At 49.3% G+C, this 18,594-nt stretch carries 14 protein-coding genes; 8 read left to right on the top strand and 6 right to left on the bottom strand.

The annotated features are described in order from the left end of the window. Window positions 1-177 precede the first annotated feature (177 nt). The 8 genes from AAC083_RS00615 to AAC083_RS00580 all read left to right on the top strand — a co-directional run bounded on the left by AAC083_RS00615 (window position 178) and on the right by AAC083_RS00580 (window position 12,140). Window positions 178-2,541: an HAD-IA family hydrolase gene (locus AAC083_RS00615; protein ID WP_108535638.1), complete on the top strand. Its 2,364-nt coding sequence runs from the start codon at window positions 178-180 to the stop codon at window positions 2,539-2,541. Between the two features lie 19 nt (window positions 2,542-2,560). Next, window positions 2,561-4,195 carry a glycosyltransferase gene (locus AAC083_RS00610; protein WP_108535637.1) on the top strand — a complete coding sequence of 545 codons (1,635 nt, stop codon included), beginning with the start codon at window positions 2,561-2,563 and terminating at the stop codon, window positions 4,193-4,195. A gap of 2 nt (window positions 4,196-4,197) precedes the next feature. After that, on the top strand, window positions 4,198-5,358 hold the full coding sequence (locus AAC083_RS00605) for a methyltransferase domain-containing protein (protein ID WP_108535636.1): 1,161 nt from the start codon (window positions 4,198-4,200) through the stop codon (window positions 5,356-5,358). Between the two features lie 60 nt (window positions 5,359-5,418). Further along, window positions 5,419-7,233 carry an asparagine synthase (glutamine-hydrolyzing) gene (asnB, locus tag AAC083_RS00600; RefSeq protein ID WP_108535635.1) on the top strand — a complete coding sequence of 605 codons (1,815 nt, stop codon included), beginning with the start codon at window positions 5,419-5,421 and terminating at the stop codon, window positions 7,231-7,233. 47 nt (window positions 7,234-7,280) lie between these two features. Next, entirely contained in the window at window positions 7,281-8,735 is a 1,455-nt protein-coding gene (locus AAC083_RS00595; protein WP_181364612.1) for a glycosyltransferase family 4 protein, read from the top strand. 176 nt (window positions 8,736-8,911) lie between these two features. Beyond that, a complete protein-coding gene (locus tag AAC083_RS00590; RefSeq protein WP_108535633.1) occupies window positions 8,912-9,715 on the top strand; it encodes a class I SAM-dependent methyltransferase in 804 nt (267 codons plus the stop codon). A gap of 233 nt (window positions 9,716-9,948) precedes the next feature. Next, window positions 9,949-10,974, top strand: coding sequence for an NAD-dependent epimerase (locus AAC083_RS00585; protein ID WP_108535632.1), 1,026 nt, complete (start codon window positions 9,949-9,951; stop codon window positions 10,972-10,974). Beyond that, a complete protein-coding gene (locus tag AAC083_RS00580) occupies window positions 10,974-12,140 on the top strand; it encodes a nucleotide sugar dehydrogenase (protein ID WP_108535631.1) in 1,167 nt (388 codons plus the stop codon). Before AAC083_RS00585 ends, AAC083_RS00580 begins: the two co-directional genes overlap by 1 nt. Here AAC083_RS00580 and pseC read toward each other — a convergent pair. From pseC to yegD, 6 genes are all read right to left on the bottom strand, one after another. Then, a complete protein-coding gene (pseC, locus tag AAC083_RS00575) occupies window positions 12,137-13,258 on the bottom strand; it encodes a UDP-4-amino-4,6-dideoxy-N-acetyl-beta-L-altrosamine transaminase (RefSeq protein ID WP_108535630.1) in 1,122 nt (373 codons plus the stop codon). The genes AAC083_RS00580 and pseC overlap by 4 nt on opposite strands. Then, the gene (gene pseB / locus AAC083_RS00570; RefSeq protein WP_108535629.1) at window positions 13,255-14,259 is read right to left on the bottom strand and encodes a UDP-N-acetylglucosamine 4,6-dehydratase (inverting); all 1,005 of its coding nucleotides are present in this window, start codon (window positions 14,257-14,259) and stop codon (window positions 13,255-13,257) included. Before pseB ends, pseC begins: the two co-directional genes overlap by 4 nt. 221 nt (window positions 14,260-14,480) lie before the next feature. Then, window positions 14,481-16,310 (bottom strand): maltodextrin glucosidase, encoded by a 1,830-nt coding sequence (gene malZ / locus AAC083_RS00565; protein WP_042035903.1) that lies wholly within the window; start codon window positions 16,308-16,310, stop codon window positions 14,481-14,483. Between the two features lie 5 nt (window positions 16,311-16,315). Continuing rightward, on the bottom strand, window positions 16,316-17,164 hold the full coding sequence (locus tag AAC083_RS00560; RefSeq protein WP_108535628.1) for an HDOD domain-containing protein: 849 nt from the start codon (window positions 17,162-17,164) through the stop codon (window positions 16,316-16,318). A gap of 70 nt (window positions 17,165-17,234) precedes the next feature. Then, window positions 17,235-17,654: an META domain-containing protein gene (locus AAC083_RS00555; RefSeq protein WP_108535627.1), complete on the bottom strand. Its 420-nt coding sequence runs from the start codon at window positions 17,652-17,654 to the stop codon at window positions 17,235-17,237. Window positions 17,655-17,842: 188 nt separating this feature from the next. Further along, window positions 17,843-18,594 (bottom strand): molecular chaperone (gene yegD / locus AAC083_RS00550; RefSeq protein WP_108535626.1); only part of this gene is annotated, 752 nt, incomplete at its 5' end.

The following is an 18,594-nucleotide window of genomic DNA, read 5'->3' as shown; positions in this document are numbered from 1 at the left end:
AAAATGCGCAGGTGGTCATTGCGAGCGCGTATTTTGATGATATTTCACTGAAGCTGGCCGAGCGAGGCATAATGAATTTCTGCAATGCCTACCCCTATGTTATGGGGCATTTGAACTAGGAATAACAAACCAATAACTGGTGTCTTACGCTCCTTTATTAGATCTTATCAGGTGCCTATGAGTCATGAAAAAATAGTATCTTATTCCGGCTTGCATCAGATGGTTGATGGCTGTGCGCTGTTTCAGCGGCTGGATGATCTGCTATATCAACGTCAAATTACTCACCTGTCTCTTGATCTCTTTGATACTTTTTTTCGGCGAGCTTGCAGTGAGCCCTCATGGGTTTTTGAGGAGGCGGCCCGCAGGGTGCTCGCGAATGGTGTGGCATTGCCGATGGAGGCGGAAGATTACCGCCTTTGTCGGATCGAAGCTGAGGCTCGGGCAAGAAAACAGAGTACGCGCGAAGAGGTCTGTTTCACCGAGATCTTTGCCCATCTCCCGTTATCTGCCGAGCACAAGAGGGCTCTCATGGCTGAGGAGCTGCAAGTAGAACGGGATATAGTCTATCTCGATCCTCTGGTACAGATGATCTTGCAGCGAGCTCAATGTCACGGGCTGCAGGTTATCTTCATCTCAGACATGTATCTTTCGGAAGCATTTCTGAGGGAGCTGATAATTCAGAAGTGCCCGCAACTTCACAATGTACGCTTGTTTGTTTCTTCTGAGCTGGGCCTGACCAAACAGAGTGGAGGCCTATTTCAGCAGGTGCTCTCCCAGTTGGGGATTAAGCCTGAACAGGTCTTGCATATTGGTGATAACCCGAAGGCCGATGTGCAGTCAGCACAACAACTTGGCTTGGCCTCTTTGCATTTTGATCTACCCGACCATCTGTCTGAGATATTGGAAAACGAGAAGCTCTACCGGGTAAATTTGTCATCGACCATGCAACATGCCAGGAAGCTGGCCGTCCTCTCGATGCCCCAACAACTTTCCGAGGAGGAGCAATTTTTCTACGCGTATGGCGCCTTCATCCTTGGGCCCGTCCTGACGGCATTTGCCAAGTGGATTCTGCAGTCAGCCAAACGACTGCAGGTAAAAAACATTTTGTCTCTTATGCGAGAGGGCGGGATCTTTGCTGCCTGTATCAACCGCCAGATCGATTTTCAATCACAGCAGTACCCAGATATACGCTGTCAGACATGTTATGCCTCACGCAAGGCGACTTATTTGCCAGCGATAGATGACAGCCAGCTGGAAGAGGCTGTTTCCCAGACCTTGATGCGTCGTAATTACACCGTTCGTGACTTTTTCAATGAATTTGGGATTCAGGATGTCAGATTGACATCCTTTCTCGACACACCGCTGGCGTTCCTGGATCAAATAGCCATTGATGGTCAAGATGGTTTGCAACTGATGGCCGATGTATTTGAGAAAAATATCGATCAAATCAAGAGCAATATTCAGCAAAGCAAGCTGGCCATGCGAGATTATTTTGTTGGACTGACCGGGGATGATCCCTATCTGCTAGTCGACCTGGGTGGTGGTGGGACTATTCCCTCTCAAATTAGCAAGGCCATGCAGCAACAGCCGGTGACCAGTCTGTTGCTCTACTGTAACCATAGAGGCAGCAAAAACTCCGTTATCACGCCGATCAGTGCCTTTATTCCGGTGCGGAACGATACCATCAAGGGAATCAAAAAGATTGCCCGTTCACCAGAGATTTTTGAAATTGTTCTCGTTGGTCTGGAAGGGAGCACACTGGGGTATCGGCGTACGGTGGAAGGGAAAGTTGTGCCGCGACAGGCAGAAGTTCGCTACAGTGTCCAGCATCAGCAGAATATCCGGAGTTTTGAGGCTGGAGTTAATGCTTATCAGTTGTGGGATCAATCGCTGAGCATTGCCGAATCTGATTTGGATGAACGACTCTCTTTTATGCGAATGATGGAGCGCTTGGTCGAATGCCCAGTATCGAGCGAGGTGCTCTATCTTGGCAATTTGGTACATGAAGACAACTTCGGCTCGGAGCGTAGTTACAAAGTCATTAATTCCTCCGGATTGGCGCGGATCCACTCAGAAGGGATAGAAACCTTCTATCGCAAGTTCAGCAAAAACATGTCTTATGGTGAGCGTTGGCTGGCTTGGCCGCAAGGTTCTCTGAGTCGGCTGGATCCTGATTTAATGATGGATTTTGTCGGCTTACGCGATGCACGTTATAAGCATGCCCAAGCGATCGATAGACTTCTGGAATTGATGCAAAGTCAAGAGGCCACCGAAGTCATAGTGTATGGGGCGGGAGAATTCTTTGAGTGTCTGGCACCGGAACTGGTTAAAAAAAGCATCCATATTCGTAGCGTGATCGATAAAAAGGCCAACTTTGGACACTACCAAGTGATGGGTTATGACGTCATATCATTATCCGAGTGCTCAATTCCATCTGGCTCTGTACTGATTATCGCATCTGCCTCCTTTGTGGAGGAAATCAAACGAGACATCTTTGCTGCTATATCCAGCCAAGATGTGACCATATTGTCATTGAATTGAATTCCAAGGAAACCGACATATGCTGGATCTGTCGATGAAACATGCCTTGCCTTTTGATGCGTTATTGCATCAGGAACTGCTGTCCGGGAAACGCAAGGCGATTGCTTGGGGGGTAGCGGGAAACCTTTATTATCATGTGCTTCAATCCCCTTATCCATTCATCGCCATCATCGATGGTCTTAATGGTCCTCAAGTTGGTCAAGTCTTGTTTGACATTCCGATAGTAGGGCCAAATGTGCTTGATAATTACCCCGTAGAAGAGATTGTGATTGTCATCTTTTCAGATTTACAGCAGTTCGGTGGGCAGATTATCGAGCAACTAGCTCATTATGGTGACTACCCCTATATTACTCCCTACGTTGAGGCGACATGCCAGCCATCGGAAATATTGCAGCAAAAACTTGAACGATTGATCCGCGACCGCCGTACACATCGGTTGCCTCAGGTAGTGCAGCGTGTTGTGTTGTATATTCAATTCTTGGTCAAAGGTGGAGCTGAGCGGCAGATGGTATTGCTGGCCATCGGATTGCGACAGCTGGGATGGGAAGTACATTTGATCTCGGTGAAGAATAAGGAATTGGAGGTTAATCACTGGGAGGCGCTTTTGCGTACTCACGGTGTAGAGCTCTACTTTGTGCCTTCTGCCCGCGAGTGCTGGCCGAACTTGCAGCTGGAGGAAAATAGCTACCCGTTGGCTAATCAATTGGCACCCTTCTTTGAGCCCGGACTGCTTCACTGCATTCTCACTGCCTACCGCTACATGCAACGTGTTCAGCCCAAGCTGGTTATCGCCTATCTTGAAGATGGCAATGTCATTGCCTCCATGGCTGCCATTTTCGCGGGAGTTGAACAGATCATTATCTCTGGCAGGTGTGTAGCCCCCTCAGAGTTTCCTGAATACCTGGCTGTTTATGATGAACCGAGGCTGGCAGCTTACTATCGCCTGATGACCGAGCTGCCAGGAATCGTTTTGAGTGTTAATTCCATGGCCGGGGCGCAGTCGTATGCTCGCTGGCTAAATTTGTCTGAATCTGGCATCCCCGTTGTGAAAAATGCTGTCATGGCTAAGCGAGTTGAGGGGCAGGTACCACTTCAACAGCTAGGTATTCCTTTATCGGCCAAAATATTAATGGGGATCATGCGACTATCTCCCGAAAAGTCCCCATGTCGTTTTATAGAAGTGGTGTCTTCTGTTCTTGCTAAACAGCCTCAGGCCCATGTGATTTTAATCGGTGATGGACCATTACGCCCAGAGGTTACCGCTTGTATTGCACAGCAGCCATGCTGCGATCGTATTCATCTTATTGGTGTGAAAGATAATATTTTTGAATGGTTGAGTTGTGCCAATCTGCTCATTTCTACCTCCAGTCATGAGGGAATGTCTAATGTTATTTTGGAAGCCCAAGCTATTGGCTGTCCTGTTGTAGCGACGGATATTCCCGGAAATAGAGAAACTGTTCTGACAGAGTTTTCTTGTGACTTGATTCCTTATGGGGAATGGGATTTGATGGTTGAAAAGATAGTGTCATTATTAATGGGTAATGGAGAGAAAACATCAGTTGGTTTGGTGAAAAAGATGAGTGAGCATTATTCACCACTTATACTTGCTGAAAAAACACTGGCACTGACTAATAAACAACAAACCGGAGAATAAACATGGATGTTATCTTGTTTGGTGCCGGCGAAGTATGTGATTCGTTTATAAAAAAACTTCCTAAAAGATTTTCAATATTGGCTATTGCTGATAATAACGAAAGTTTACATGGTAAATTTAAGCGTGAGCTTCCTATTATCTCTCCTGATGAAATCCATCTATATAATCCAGATTTTATCATTCTTTCTTGTCTGAGGAAACATCACTCGGATATTTTTTTTCATCTCGTCAAACTTGGATTAGATGACTTATACTTGCCTTTTCCTTATGATGATGAAAGTGAAATAATAGATCAGAGGAGACAGGAATCTAAAGGGATAATTGGGCGATATATTTACGATGAAGTGATGGATAGCAAAAGCAATAATGGTAGTTTGTTTTATCATATATCTCTTGGTAATAAATTCGAAGAGTGTCGTAGAGAATTTTTGTCAACACCGGTAAACAGATTTTTACACATAGGTTCCGGTCATTCTCTTGGGCTGGAGATATATAGTCTATTGCGATGGGGAGGCGAGTGGACCGCTATTGAACCATTCCCCGGATTAGGTGGGGAATACCCTTTTGAGCAGCACTGCTCAATGATTGAAGAGTTGATGAAGCTTTTCAATGTCCCATGCCATATCAATGATAAAATTTTATTTAACACTGATGCTTCATTCCGCCTTCACGATAATAACAGTGCTAGACTAAATTATTTTCAGGATAAAAAGCTAGAAGACTTCAATGAGGATGAAAAATATGATGTATGCTATTCATGTGCCGTAATGGAGCACGTTGTAGATATTCATTCATTCGTAGCCAAGACATTTGAGCTATTAGCATCAGGTGGTTTTGCTTTTCACTGGATTGACCTCCGAGACCATCGGGATTTTTCACGACCACTTGATTTCCTGATAATAGGCAAGTCAGAGTGGCGTAACCATTATGGTGATGCTGGCCACTTTTTACATGGTAATCAGCTGCGTTATAGTGATTATCGACAGATATTTTTACAATGTGGCTTCAGGATTGTTGCTGAAGATATATATATGAAGAATGATAGAGAGTATATTCAGGAGGTCTCTGCCGATTTCGCAGATGAGTATGCATCACTGGAATGGGAGGATTTGGAAGTCGCTGGTGTGCTATTCGTTCTGGAAAAGCCATCGCATGATAGTTGATTATTTTGTGATGTCTCATGCGTGACATCATGTCTTGGCTTACCTTTGGGGAGTTATAAAATGTGCGGTATAGCCGGAATAATGAGTATTCATGGTCAACATCATCCTGCGTGGTTGAAACAACAGGCTAACAGGATGGTTGAGGCGATGACCTATCGAGGGCCTGATGACCGGGGGATTTGGGAGTCGGATGACGGACGCTGTGTTTTGGCACATTGTCGATTGAGTATTCTGGATATATCGTCTGCCGGGCATCAACCCATGCATGATTCGCAGCAGCGGGCCTGTATCGTATTTAATGGAGAGATCTACAACCATCTCGAGTTGGGGGGGCGTCTAAAAGAGGCCGGCATATCGTTTACCGGCCATTCTGATACCGAGATCCTGGTCAATGGTCTGGTGCGGGAAGGTGCGGACTTTCTGACCCGGCTCGAGGGGATGTTTGCACTTGCCTACTATGATCGTGAGCGCAGAGAGTTGCTGCTGGCACGCGATCCATTTGGTGAGAAACCACTCTATTATGCCGAGTTTGGCGGTTTGTTGGTGTTTGCCTCCGAACTGGCGGCTTTGACCCTGGTGCCAGGATTCCCTGCCCGCATTACGGTTGATACGGTTGCCCATTATCTGGCTTTTCAGCATCCCGTCGGGGAGCGCACCCTGTATCAACACGCCAGAAAGTTGCAGCCGGGGTATTTGATGCGTGCCGTAACAGGGGCGGTCTCACAGGCAGAGCGTTACTTCCACTTCATCTGTGCCGGTGACCATATGCCGTCACGCCCGCTGGAGGAGCAGGTTGACCAGCTTGAGGAGCTGTTGCTGCGTTCGTTATCGCGCCGCCTGGTCGCCGATGTGCCGGTGGGGGCTTTTCTCTCCGGTGGTGTCGACTCCTCGACGGCGGTGGCCCTGATAACCCGTCGTCTGCAACGACCGATCCGCACCTTTTCCATCGGTTTTGCACAGGCTCCGGAGAGCGAACATGAGGAGGCTCGGGCTTTTGCCGACTTTCTCGGAACCGAACACACTGAGCAGTTGCTACGCCCCGAGGCTTTTGTTGAACAGGTTGGTGATCTGGCGCGGCGCATGGATGAGCCCAATGCCGATACTTCCTGTGTACCGACCTATATGGTCTCGCAACTTGCTCGTCAGCAGGTCACAGTGGCGATCACGGGTGACGGGGGGGATGAGCTGTTTGGCGGTTATGGGCGTTACCTGCAGACACTGGCCGCCGCCGAGGGAAGAGCGCAGCAGATGCAGGAACGTAGCTGGCATCTTGGGCGGGAGTACTATTCTGGTCGCATCTTGCTGTATGCAGACCGCCAGCTGGAGCAGTTGTTCGGTCGCATTCCGTCCGGTACTGGTGATCACTTGATGGCGCAGCGCAGGCGTATCGATATGGACTGCCGCCCGTATCTTAATCGCCTTCGTGAGGCCGATATTGCCAATTATCTGCCGTTGGTATTGGCCAAGGTAGATCGAATGAGCATGCTGCACAGCCTTGAGTGCCGAACGCCCTACCTGTCGACCGAAGTGGCGCAGTTTGCCGCCGGTTTGGCACAGTCAGAGCTGATTGCACAAGGACAGGGTAAGTTTCTGTTGCGCCAGTTGGCCAAACGCTACTTGCCGGCGGAATGGATCGACAGACCTAAAAAAGGTTTCAGCATAGATCCGTTCAATCAACAGGCCAAACTGAGTGCGATTACGCAACTGCGTCAGCAGGCCTCTTCAGGACAGCTCTGTCTGCATCAGTTTATCGCACCCGACCGGTTGCGGGTGTTGCTGGATAACCAGTTTGAAGGCATGAGCTTCTATCATGTCTGGGGTTTGTTAGTGCTCGAGATATGGTTGCAGTCCCATCCTTATCAAATATATTCCTGAGCAGCGTTGCAGCATATGCCTACATTCCATCTCTTATAGGATCACTAATGAAGCGACTTCTATACGTAGTGCCAGATTTTTATCCGAATACTAGTGGTTATGCGAATGCTTGTATCAACTTTATATATGGTATTGCCTCCCCTAAATTAGATATTCATGTATTATCTTTCCAACCTGCATCGTTGCCGAGACCACAAGTCGGAATATCGTTGCATATCATATTAAGTACATCTCCTTCTGCAATGACTGATGCTATTGATAGTGAGTTGACTGGACGCTGGGACGTTGTGATTTGTGAGACCTTCGAGAATGCGGAGATTCAGAATTACTTACTAGACCGTCTTGATGTTGATCCTGGCTCTGTCGCTGTGAGAATTCATGCCGCGACGGAAACTGAGCTTTTTTTATCTCGGCGTAGTGCTTACTACGATAAACAATTCCAGGAGGCTAAGCGACTGGCTCGACGGATACAAAATATCTGGTCGACGACAGATTATTATCTCAACTTCTTTAAGGAGAACTATTGTGACTCCTTATTGTCTGCTTATGAGAAAAAATATGCTAAGGTGCCGAACTTCAATTCTGTTCTTGATGCTGATTCACTTGTCCCTTCTCCTAAAGTCAGTAATTTTCTTGTTTCATTGAAGGGACAATCCATCATGTTGGCGATGGGGCGGATGTCATGGCAAGGAGTTCATCAGAAAAACTTTATTAACTTGATTGATGCCGCGTATCTTTCAAGAGATGCATTATCGGATTGTCATATTTTTATTATAGGGAATGGTACCTATCGTAGTCACTTACAAAATAGAGTGTTAGCATTAGGTTTGGACTCACTCATCACTTTTATTCCCGAACTTGAACATATGGACGTTCGTTGGTTAATGGCACAGATTCATGCAGGAATTCTTATCTCGAAATATGAGGGACATTCCATGTTCTGTACCGAGTGCCAAGAATTGGGGATTCCCATGCTCTACTCGGCAAATACTGCACTAGATGAAATTGTTTTGGATGAAGTGAGCGGTATTAGAGTTTTTCCTGATGATGTCATGTCTTTGGCTGAAGGGTTGAAAAAAATGCTAGGCTTTAAACCAAAAAGGGACGAGGTAAGCCTTGCCTACCAGAAACAGTGTAAACTTGAGGGGTTGGCTGTCAGGGTAAGAGCGTTAATTGATCTGTTAGCAGTACCGTTACAGAAGCCAAAAGCCTGTGTTTTTGGGACAAGTAAGGGCTATACATCTGTTCGAGATATTATACGCTTTTCGTACCATATAGACTGTTTTTCAGACAATAACTCACTACTTCATGGTAAAGTTCTTGATGGTGTAATGATTGTGCCACCGCAACAGATTGGTGCTATGGATGTTGATATTATTCTTATCGCAAGTAGTTTTTACAAAGAGATTCGACAACAATTAATAGACATGGGGTTGGAGTCACAAAAAATATTTTCTGTACAAAAAGATGATGTTTTTAATAATCCACCTATCGATGGATGAATGTATAAATGAAAGAGCGATTGACATTTCATCACGAATTGGAAGGTTTTTATTTTTATTGATGTTAGTGATTTTTTAATGGGAAATTCATTGCCTTAATTTATTATTTGTAGAGCTATCTATTCCCAATGACATTGTTAATTATCTTTCACTTTATTTAATAATGAGGTCATAAAATGAAGAAATTTAGCGCAATCAAGAAAAGCAATATGGAGCATTGGTTTTCTGCATCTACGGAGGCTGATTATCAACTTAAGGAAACAATTATTGAATTAGCGAGAGATGAAATTTTTCATCCCACTAAGGAACAGATTAATCGAGACCTCTTTGGTGTCGATAATGTTTATTCATATATACCATCTTTTGAGCCTCCATATCATGGAGACCCATCTTTGGCTCATATTTCATTGGAGGATATGGATTATCTTTTTAATAGGGTTTCTGATGGAGAGATTAGAGTTATTGTAGAGGTTGGATCATTCTGTGGAGCATCAGCATGTTTCATCGGTGAGTATATAAAGAAAAATAAAATACCAGCAGTTATTATTTGCGTTGACACTTGGTGTGGTGATATTAATATGTGGTTGAAGGGTAATTTTTCAACCATTATGAGCAAACAGGATGGGCAGCCAAAACTATTTGAGAATTTTATATCTACAGTGCGGAGATATAATATGCAGGATGTTATTGTCCCTCTTCGTGTGTCCTCTGTAGTTGCTGCAAGAATGTTAGCTGTTCTGAAGTATAAAATTGATATTGTCTATTTGGATTCGGCTCATGAGGCTGGTGAGACGTTTATGGAACTAAATCTATATTATGATTTACTGAAGAAGGGGGGGGTCATTTTTGGCGATGATTATAAGGTTTTTCCAGCAGTTAAAAAAGATGTGGATTTATTTTCAAAATTCATAGAACAAGATGTTTTATTTTGTGATTATAAAGATAAGAGCAACCCTATATGGTCTTTTATAAAGGAATGAATATTATTTCACTCCTCGAATATCAATGTTGTTAGTAATAAATAATAGTGAGCATAAATCTAGTTTTTCATATGAAAATAAGAGATATTACATTGGAAACTGGGGGGGATATGTAAAACATCAAACTGTTACGGTTTTTTCCTTCCCTCCTATATTTTAAGAGAGTTTTAAGTATCAGTATACCCATTTTTATTGAGAGTAATGATATCAATCTAAATATATAGGCATATTGTATGAAATATCTTGTTACTGGTGCTGCTGGATTTATCGGTGCGAAGGTATGTGAGCTATTATGCTCAAAAGGTGATCTGGTGGTGGGTGTTGATAACCTGAATGATTATTATGATGTTTCTCTTAAAATAAGCAGGCTGGATCAGTTAGCCTCATTCGCCAACTTCAAGTTTGTCAAAATGGATGTTTCTAATAGGAATGGTGTTCTAGCCACCTTTTCTAAAGAAAGGTTTGACCGGGTAATTCATCTCGCCGCTCAAGCAGGTGTTCGCCACTCGATGGAAAATCCCTTTGCTTATACTGATAGTAACGTAACTGGATTTTTGGCGATCCTTGAAGGTTGTCGTCATCATTGTATCAAACATCTTGTTTACGCATCTTCTAGCTCCGTATATGGAATGAATGAAGAAATGCCATTTAAAGTGAGTGAGCCAACAGACCACCCTATTTCGCTGTATGCAGCGACAAAAAAAATGAATGAATTGATGGCGCATACATACTCTCACTTGTATGGCATTCCTACCACTGGATTGCGTTTTTTTACAGTCTACGGCCCGTGGGGACGGCCGGATATGGCATTGTTTAAATTTACTAAAGACATGCTCTCTGGAAAGCCGATAGATGTATACAACAATGGTCTGTTAAGTCGAGATTTCACATATATAGATGACATAGCTGAAGGTGTGATCAGGGTGGCAGATGTAGTGCCGATTGCAAACGCTGCTTGGCGTTGCGCTGCTGGCTCTCCAGCTGATAGCAGTGCACCTTATCGTGTATTTAACATCGGTAATGGCAAGCCGATTAAAATAATTAATTTTATTCAATCTATCGAGCAAGCGCTGGGAGTTAAAGCTATAAAGAATATGATGCCGATGCAATCTGGAGATGTTTATGCAACGTGGGCAGATACTGAGGATTTATTCGCTACTATATCTTATCGTCCATCGATGAACATTGAGCAAGGTATACAAAACTTTGTCGACTGGTATCGCTCTTATTATCACGTTTCTGATGTTAAGGAGCAATAATGAAAATTGCTGTTGTTGGTATAGGTTATGTGGGTTTATCTAATGCAATTTTGTTATCTCAAAACCATCATGTGGTTGCATTTGATGTTAATCCAGAAAAAGTCTCCATGATTAACAGTCGACAGTCTCCAATTATCGATACTGATATCGATCTTTTTTTTAAAGAACGAACCTTGGATCTTACCGCAACGTTGGATAAATCAGCTGCTTATGAGAATGCTGACTATATTATAATTGCAACCCCTACTAATTATGATCCTGACACAAATTGTTTTGATACTACCTCGGTAGAGTTAGTTATTTCTGATATCATGGATATTAACCCTGCTTCAGTCATCGTAATTAAGTCTACTGTCCCAGTTGGCTTTACCTCTAAAATGCGGGTAATTCATCAATACGAAGACATTTTCTTCTCCCCTGAGTTCTTACGTGAAGGTAGAGCATTATACGACAACCTTTATCCGTCACGAATTATAGTCGGTGCTAAAACTGAATATGCACGATCATTTTCTAAACTGATGATTGAGGGCGCAATAAAAAAAGATGTGCCAGTCATTTTTACTGAAAGTATGGAAGCTGAGGCTGTAAAATTATTTGCTAATACATATCTGGCAATGCGAATTGCATTTTTTAATGAGTTGGATACATATGCTCAAAAAAACAATCTAGAAACAAAGGATATTATTGATGGTGTTTGCCTTGATCCTCGTATTGGCCACTATTACAATAATCCATCTTTTGGGTATGGAGGGTATTGCTTGCCAAAAGACACCAAGCAACTTTTAGCAAATTTCAACCAAGTGCCCAGCAACTTGATTAGAGCGATTGTTGATTCTAATACAACTCGAAAAGATTTTATAGCTGATACTGTTATTGCCACTAATCCAAAGCGAGTTGGTATTTATCGACTTGTTATGAAGGCTGGTTCAGATAATTTTAGAGCATCAGCAGTACAAGGTGTCATGAAAAGAATAAAGGCAAAAGGCATTGAAGTGGTTGTTTATGAACCATCATTAAAGGAGCCTGATTTCTTTCGGTCAAAGATCATAGCTGATGTATCCGAGTTTAAAGATATGTGTGACATTATATTAGCTAATCGTATGCATCCTGAATTAGTTGATGTAATAGATAAGGTCTATACTCGGGACATTTTTGGCTACGACTAAAGCAGACTGCATATTTTCATTTGCTGCGTGTTAGTCAGACCAGGAAACAGTGGCAGAGTGATTGCCCCTGCGTAAAACTGCTCGGCACAGGGAAGAGGGGTCTGGGCCCACTTTTGATACCAGGGTTGTTTGTAAATCGGAATATAGTGCACGTTGGCGCCGATGCCCTGTTCACGCAGTTTTCGGAAGAGCACACTACGCTGTTCAGGGGCAACATGGTGAATATAGAGATGGAAGGCACTACGTCGCTCGGTGCTGAAATAACGAGGGAGCCAGTGTGGGGCCAGTGTTTCGAAGTAGTGCCGAGCGAGCTCACTACGCTTATGAATCCATGTGTCTAGGCTGTCCATCTGGTTCAACCCCAACGCAGCCTGGATATCTGTCATCCGGTAGTTGAAACCCAGCATCTGCTGTTCGTAGTACCAGGGGCCGTCCGGTTCGTTGATGAAATCTTCCGGTTCACGGGTGATACCGTGGCTGCGCAGCATGCGCATGGTTTTGGCCAATGCTGGGTCATTGGTCATGGCCATGCCGCCTTCGCCGGTGGTGATGATTTTCACCGGATGGAAGCTGAAGACTGTGATGTCGCTGTTGCGGCCATTGCCGGTCGGTTCGCCGTGATAGCGGGCGCCGAGGGCGTGGCAGGCATCTTCTATGATGCGAAAACCGTACTCCTGGCCCAGACGGTGGATCTCTTGCATGTCACAGGGCAAACCTGCGAAATGTACCGGAATCACTACCTTGGGCAGGCGTCCTTCCGCCTTGGCAACCATCAGTTTGCGCTCCAGCTCCAGTGCGCACATGTTGCCGGTATCCGGCTCTATGTCGACGAAGTCGACCTGAGCGCCACAATAAAGTGCGCAGTTCGCCGAGGCTACAAAGCTGATGGGGGAGGTCCAGACCCAGTCCCCCGGGCCGACACCCAGAGCCAGACAAGCGATGTGCAAAGCGGCCGTACCCGAGTTCACGGCGACGCCGAAGCGTGCGCCACAGTAATCGGCGACTGCTTGCTCGAAACGAGGAACGACCGGGCCCTGTGTCAGAAAGTCCGACCTCAGTACCTCGACTACGGACTCGATATCCGCCTCGCTGATCGACTGTCTGCCGTACGGGATCATTCCATTACCACCTTGTCATTCAACTCTTTTAGCTGGGCCACCGTCAGGAAGTCGCTGTTGTTGCGGGAGTTATATTCGAAACCCTGTTCGACCATGACCCCCTTCTCGCCTGCAGCTGTGACTGAGAAGTCATTGTTGCGATTATTGAAATTGATGGTGGGGCCGATGATGAAGAAGTCGTCGAACTCGAAGGTGTGATAGGAGTCGTCGGAAGGGCACATTACTTCATGCAACTTTTCACCGGGGCGAATACCGATAATTTCTTGGGCCAGCTGGGGCGCCATGGCGGTAGCCAGGTCGGTGATCCGTACCGAGGGCAGCTTGGGCACGAAGATCTCGCCGCCCTTCATCCTCGGGAAGTTGTTCATCACAAAATCCACTCCCTGCTGCAGGGTGATCCAGAAACGGGTCATCTCGGCATGGGTGATGGGCAGTGTGCTGGCACCCTGGTCAATTCGTTTTTGGAAGAAGGGCACCACTGAGCCGCGTGAACCCACCACATTGCCATAGCGCACCACCGCGAAGCGGGTCGGATCCTGGCCTGCAATGTTGTTGGCCGCCACGAACAACTTGTCGGAAGCCAGCTTGGTGGCGCCATACAGGTTGATCGGGTTGGCAGCCTTGTCGGTGGAGAGGGCAATCACCTTCTTGACCTGATTGAGCAAGGCGGCTTGGATGACGTTCTCCGCCCCATGAATGTTGGTCTTGATGCACTCCATGGGGTTGTATTCAGCAGCGGGGACCTGCTTGAGCGCGGCCGCGTGCACGACGTAATCGACGCCGCGCATCGCCATGTTCAGCCGGTTGGCATCCCTCACATCCCCGATGAAATAGCGCATGCAGGGGTCGTTGAACACCTGTTGCATCTCGAACTGCTTCAGTTCGTCGCGGGAGTAGATGATGAGCCGCTTCGGCTTGTAGCGCTCCAGCACTGTCTTGACCAGCATCTTGCCAAACGAGCCAGTGCCGCCGGTAATCAATAGGGTTTTATTGTCGAACATGACGGATTCTCGCTAGTGATGCCAAGAGGCAAGCAATAAATGTGCCTTGAGCCAGCTTAGCCGAAATGGGCTGGGAGCAGTTCTGTATGATGCCAGTTTTATTCCACTGTGCGTGAAGTAACTAGATGATTCATAGAGAAATCCAACCGAGCTCAAACAACTTTATGCGATTTTTGATCCTTTAACAAAAAGCGGGACACTCGGTTCCGCTTTTTTGACGCTCAGCTGGAGAGCAGCACTCTGGCCGAGTTGGCCGGGATGGTGAGTTGTACTTCACCCTGCACCACTTCGAACTTCTCACCGTTGAAGGCGTCAGTGAAGCGGCTGGCCGGGCTTGCGGTCTGCCACAGGGGCAGGCTGATGGTGCGCGGCTCGGTCGGATGACGGTTGCAGGCAACCACCACCTGATCGCTTTGCAGGGTGCGGGCGAACACATAGCTGTGCGGGCCTGCATAGAGGGTCTGAATGTCACCACGGCGCAGTGAGGGGCGCTGGCGGCGTATCTGGATCAACCGGCGGTAGTGGTCGTGCAACACGTGATCCCAAGCCGTGGTTTCCCAGGGGAAGCAGCGACGGCAGTCCGGGTCGTTGCCACCCGAGAGCCCCACCTCGTCACCGTAGTAGATGGAGGGTACGCCGATATAGGTGAGCAGCAGGGTGGCGGCCAGGGCCATGCGCTGCTTGTCTTCGCCCAGCAGGTGGAGGAAGCGGGCGGTATCGTGGCTGTCCAGCAGGTTGAACTGGGCCAGCTGGTTCTTGAACGGGATGTGGGCCCGCGCCAGTTTGAGCCAGCGATCCAGCTCCCCGGCGCTGATCTTGATGGGGTGATAGGCGATGTCCTGCCCCGTCAGAAAGGCGCGGATCGGGTGGGCGAAGCCATAGTAATTCATGGCGCCATCCTCCTGATCTCCTTGCAGCCACTGGCTCGCCTCGCAGAAGTGCTCACCGAGCACATAGGCATCCGGATTCTCCTGCTTCACGGCGCCGCGAATGGCGCGCACATGGCCGCGATTGCCCTCGGCCGTGCCACGTTCCCCCAGCATGTGGATCACATCGAAGCGCCAGCCATCGATCTGGTAGGGGGCCCGCATCCAATAGCGCAGGATGGCGTCATCGGCGCGATAGATGGCGTCCTGCACCTGTTCACTGGCAAAGTCGAGTTTGGGCAGGCTGCGAATGCCCTTCCAGCTGACATAGTCCCCTTCGTTGTCAAAGGTGTAGAAGCTGCGCCATGGTGAGTCCGGGTTGCGCTGGGCCCCCAGCGGCGGGCAGAACCAGGGGTGCTGGGTCGAGGTGTGGTTCACCACGGCATCCAGGATGACCTTCATGCCGCGCTGATGCAGGTTGCGGGTCAGCTCGGCGAACTGCTCGTTGCTGCCTAGGTGGGTGTCCACCTTGAAGTAGTCCTGGGTATCGTACTTGTGGTTGCTCGGCGAATCGAAGATGGGGTTCAGGTAGAGGGCCGTGACCCCGAGAGATTGCAGGTAGTGCAGCTTGGCATCGATGCCCGCCAGATCCCCGCCGTAAAATTCACAGGCGCCATGCCCCTCTTCGTGACGGCTGACCGGCTCACCCCACGCCTTGCTGATGACCGCCTTGCCTCTGTACTCGTATTCGTGATGCTTGACGCTCAGCGAGGGATCGCCGTTGCAGAAGCGGTCGGGGAAGATCTGGTAGAACACCTGATCCTGCACCCAGGCCGGGGGCTGATGCAGGCTGTTGAAGCGAAAATGTTGCTCGCGTGGCGGTATGGCCGGGCTGACACCCGCACCGTGCAGCCACCACTGTTCTTCGTCGGTCAGGCACTTGAAACAGTAGAGGTGGATATCCTGTCCTTTGACCAGCGGCAGGGTCGCCTGCCATACCTGCAACCTGTCCCGGGTGGAGACTGGCGTCATGGCCACCAGGTACTCCTCGTTGTCTGGCTCGTGGCGCAGCCACACCTCCCGAATGGGGGTATCCAGCGCGCTGAACAGGGTGAGTTGCAGGGTGTTGGCGCTCTCTTTGAACCAGGGCGCCACCTGGGGATGAAACAGAAATGGATGGGTCATGATGCTTATTGAGTCAGAAGGTCGGCGAGGGCATTACCCTGTTCGTGAAGTGTTTCGAGCTGGCCTGCCAATGACACGGGATCCAGCCCCAGCTGATCGGCGAGCGGCTTGGGGAAGCGGGCAATGATGGTCTGGGCTGGCACACCCGCATTCCAGGCGAAGGAGATGAAGACGGCGAGCCGGATCAGCACCGCCTCCTTGCTGACCGGATCGTGGGAGAGGGGCTCCAGCTGCTGTGAGATGGCGTTGACGAAGGACTCCGACAGGTTCCAGCGCCGCGCCAGCTCGGCACCGAGCTGGGCATAGTCGTAGCCCAGCATCTCCCGCTGAGCCTCGACCCGACTGCTGCCCTTCTGGATCGCCATGTTGATGATCTCGGCCTCTTCCGGCAGGGTACTCTGGATGAGCAGCTCACCTATGTTGTGGATCAGCGCACAGGTGAAGGCGGTCTCGGGATCGAGCACCTTGGCCTCTTGGGCCAGGGTCCGGGCTATGGTGGCGACCTGGAAGGTCTCGGTCCAGAACTTGTTCTTGTCGAAGCTGGGGGGCGCCTTGAAGCTGCTGATGATGCCGGAAGCGACCACCACGGAGCGCAGCCGGTTGAAACCGAGGCGGATCACCGCCTGTTCGATGGAGGTGACCTCATTACCGCGGCGCAGGGCGGCCGAGTTGGCCATTCGCAGTACCTTGACGCTGATCACCTGGTCCATGGCGATCTTGGCCGCGATCTGGTCGATGCGGGCGTTGTCATCGTTGAAGCTCTGCATCAACTCATGCAGCAGCTGCGGGATAGTGGGGAGTTGTTTGATCTTGCCAAACAGACGATCCATCGACATGGCTGAGACAGCCTCCATTGCGAACACTGCCTCACATTGTGCCACAGGCGGGGCACATGTTCCTGTTTGTGGTACCGGTTTGTGAGCGTCAGCGCACCCAGTCTTGCAGCTGGTATTCCAAACGGTGCCGTTTCCCTTCCAGGACCAGGGTCTGGGTGGTGCCGCTCAGGGTGACCCCTTCGGTCAGGGTGGTGATGACGGCCTGTTCTATGGCGTCGAGCTGTGCCTGACAGGCCATCTCTGTGCTGCCCAGGCTGGTGACCCAGAATCTGTCGCCCTCAAGGTGCCCCTGGCCAAAGTAGCGATTGCAACCGGCGATACCGTTGACGGTGAAGTGCTCACCTATCTCGAAATCGGGCGGGTTGTCTCGTGAGGCAGTGATGGCCTGACCATCCAGTTTGTCGAGCACCCAGTGATGGTGCTGTAACTCTTGCTGGACGAACGAGGGAGTACTGCTGCAGGCGCTGAGCAGGATCAGGGCGAGCAACAGTAGCAAGAGTCTGGGCATGGAAGGGCTCCAATAGTGGGAGCGACAAGCATACCTCCTGCACCGCCCTCGGGGCAGGGCGAGGGGGGCGGCCCCCGACCACTTCTGTCGCCCTGCTGGTCAGCCCTGTGTCGTTAAATGGCAACACTTGTTGGTCGGCGGGATTTGTTCGATGCCAACAAGGCGACCGCCACCCTGAGCGCTTTGTATCAGCGGTTGAACAGACGCTCGGCGTAACGGGCAAGCCCTGCCGCCACCGAACCGAAGTCATCGCCACCTTCAAGCGGAATCGTGGGCAACTTCTGACGAATGTAGGTGGCGATGAGCGGCGAGCGGGCACTGCCGCCGGTGACGAAGATACGGTCGGGCTGCACACCCGCGGCGGCAATGGCTTGGTCCATCAGCTCGCCAATCTTCTCCAGCAGCAGGGCCGAGGCGTTGGCCAGCTGCTCGCGATTGAGTTCAGCCTCCAGTCCCTTCTCCAGCTCGCTCAGAGACTGATGATTCGATGCCTGCTCCGAGAGGGCGATCTTGCCCTGCTCGGCGCGCCACACCAGCTGGTGGCTCAGCTTGTGGGCCCGCAGATTGGCAAGGCGACCCAGCTTGCTGCCTGGCTGGCTGTCGAGCTGCAGATCCTGCAGCTGACGGGCGGTATCCAGGCTGTAGAAGCGGCCCTGGGCACTGACGTCGTTGATGGCGGCCGCATCCCAGAACAGCGGGTGGGGCAGTGGCTTGCCGGTCTTGAGGGTCTCGTGCATGCCGAGCAGCGGCATCATGCCTTCCACCGTCAGGCGGATGTCGAAGTCGTTGCCGCCGATGCGCTGTCCGCTGTGGCCGAGCAGATCGCCGCTGCGATCCAGCTGGTCGCGATGGCTCGGGCCCATCCGCAGCATGGAGCAGTCTGTGGTGCCGCCGCCGATATCCACCACCAGCACGACGGCGTCTTCGTCCAGCCGTGCCT

Origin of the sequence: Aeromonas sp. HMWF014 (assembly GCF_963878295.1) — a bacterium.
GTDB lineage: Bacteria > Pseudomonadota > Gammaproteobacteria > Enterobacterales > Aeromonadaceae > Aeromonas > Aeromonas popoffii.
This window is presented reverse-complemented; position numbering and strand designations above follow the sequence as displayed.

Excerpts from the sequence above, each read along its gene's own strand:
- pseC (WP_108535630.1), bottom strand. The coding sequence starts at position 13,258 with ATGATCCCGTACGGCAGACAGTCGATCAGCGAGGCGGATATCGAGTCC.
- AAC083_RS00615 (WP_108535638.1), top strand. The coding sequence starts at position 178 with ATGAGTCATGAAAAAATAGTATCTTATTCCGGCTTGCATCAGATGGTT.
- asnB (WP_108535635.1), top strand. The coding sequence starts at position 5,419 with ATGTGCGGTATAGCCGGAATAATGAGTATTCATGGTCAACATCATCCT.
- malZ (WP_042035903.1), bottom strand. The coding sequence starts at position 16,310 with ATGACCCATCCATTTCTGTTTCATCCCCAGGTGGCGCCCTGGTTCAAA.
- AAC083_RS00610 (WP_108535637.1), top strand. The coding sequence starts at position 2,561 with ATGCTGGATCTGTCGATGAAACATGCCTTGCCTTTTGATGCGTTATTG.
- AAC083_RS00585 (WP_108535632.1), top strand. The coding sequence starts at position 9,949 with ATGAAATATCTTGTTACTGGTGCTGCTGGATTTATCGGTGCGAAGGTA.
- AAC083_RS00605 (WP_108535636.1), top strand. The coding sequence starts at position 4,198 with ATGGATGTTATCTTGTTTGGTGCCGGCGAAGTATGTGATTCGTTTATA.
- AAC083_RS00590 (WP_108535633.1), top strand. The coding sequence starts at position 8,912 with ATGAAGAAATTTAGCGCAATCAAGAAAAGCAATATGGAGCATTGGTTT.
- AAC083_RS00560 (WP_108535628.1), bottom strand. The coding sequence starts at position 17,164 with ATGGAGGCTGTCTCAGCCATGTCGATGGATCGTCTGTTTGGCAAGATC.
- AAC083_RS00595 (WP_181364612.1), top strand. The coding sequence starts at position 7,281 with ATGAAGCGACTTCTATACGTAGTGCCAGATTTTTATCCGAATACTAGT.
- AAC083_RS00555 (WP_108535627.1), bottom strand. The coding sequence starts at position 17,654 with ATGCCCAGACTCTTGCTACTGTTGCTCGCCCTGATCCTGCTCAGCGCC.
- pseB (WP_108535629.1), bottom strand. The coding sequence starts at position 14,259 with ATGTTCGACAATAAAACCCTATTGATTACCGGCGGCACTGGCTCGTTT.
- AAC083_RS00580 (WP_108535631.1), top strand. The coding sequence starts at position 10,974 with ATGAAAATTGCTGTTGTTGGTATAGGTTATGTGGGTTTATCTAATGCA.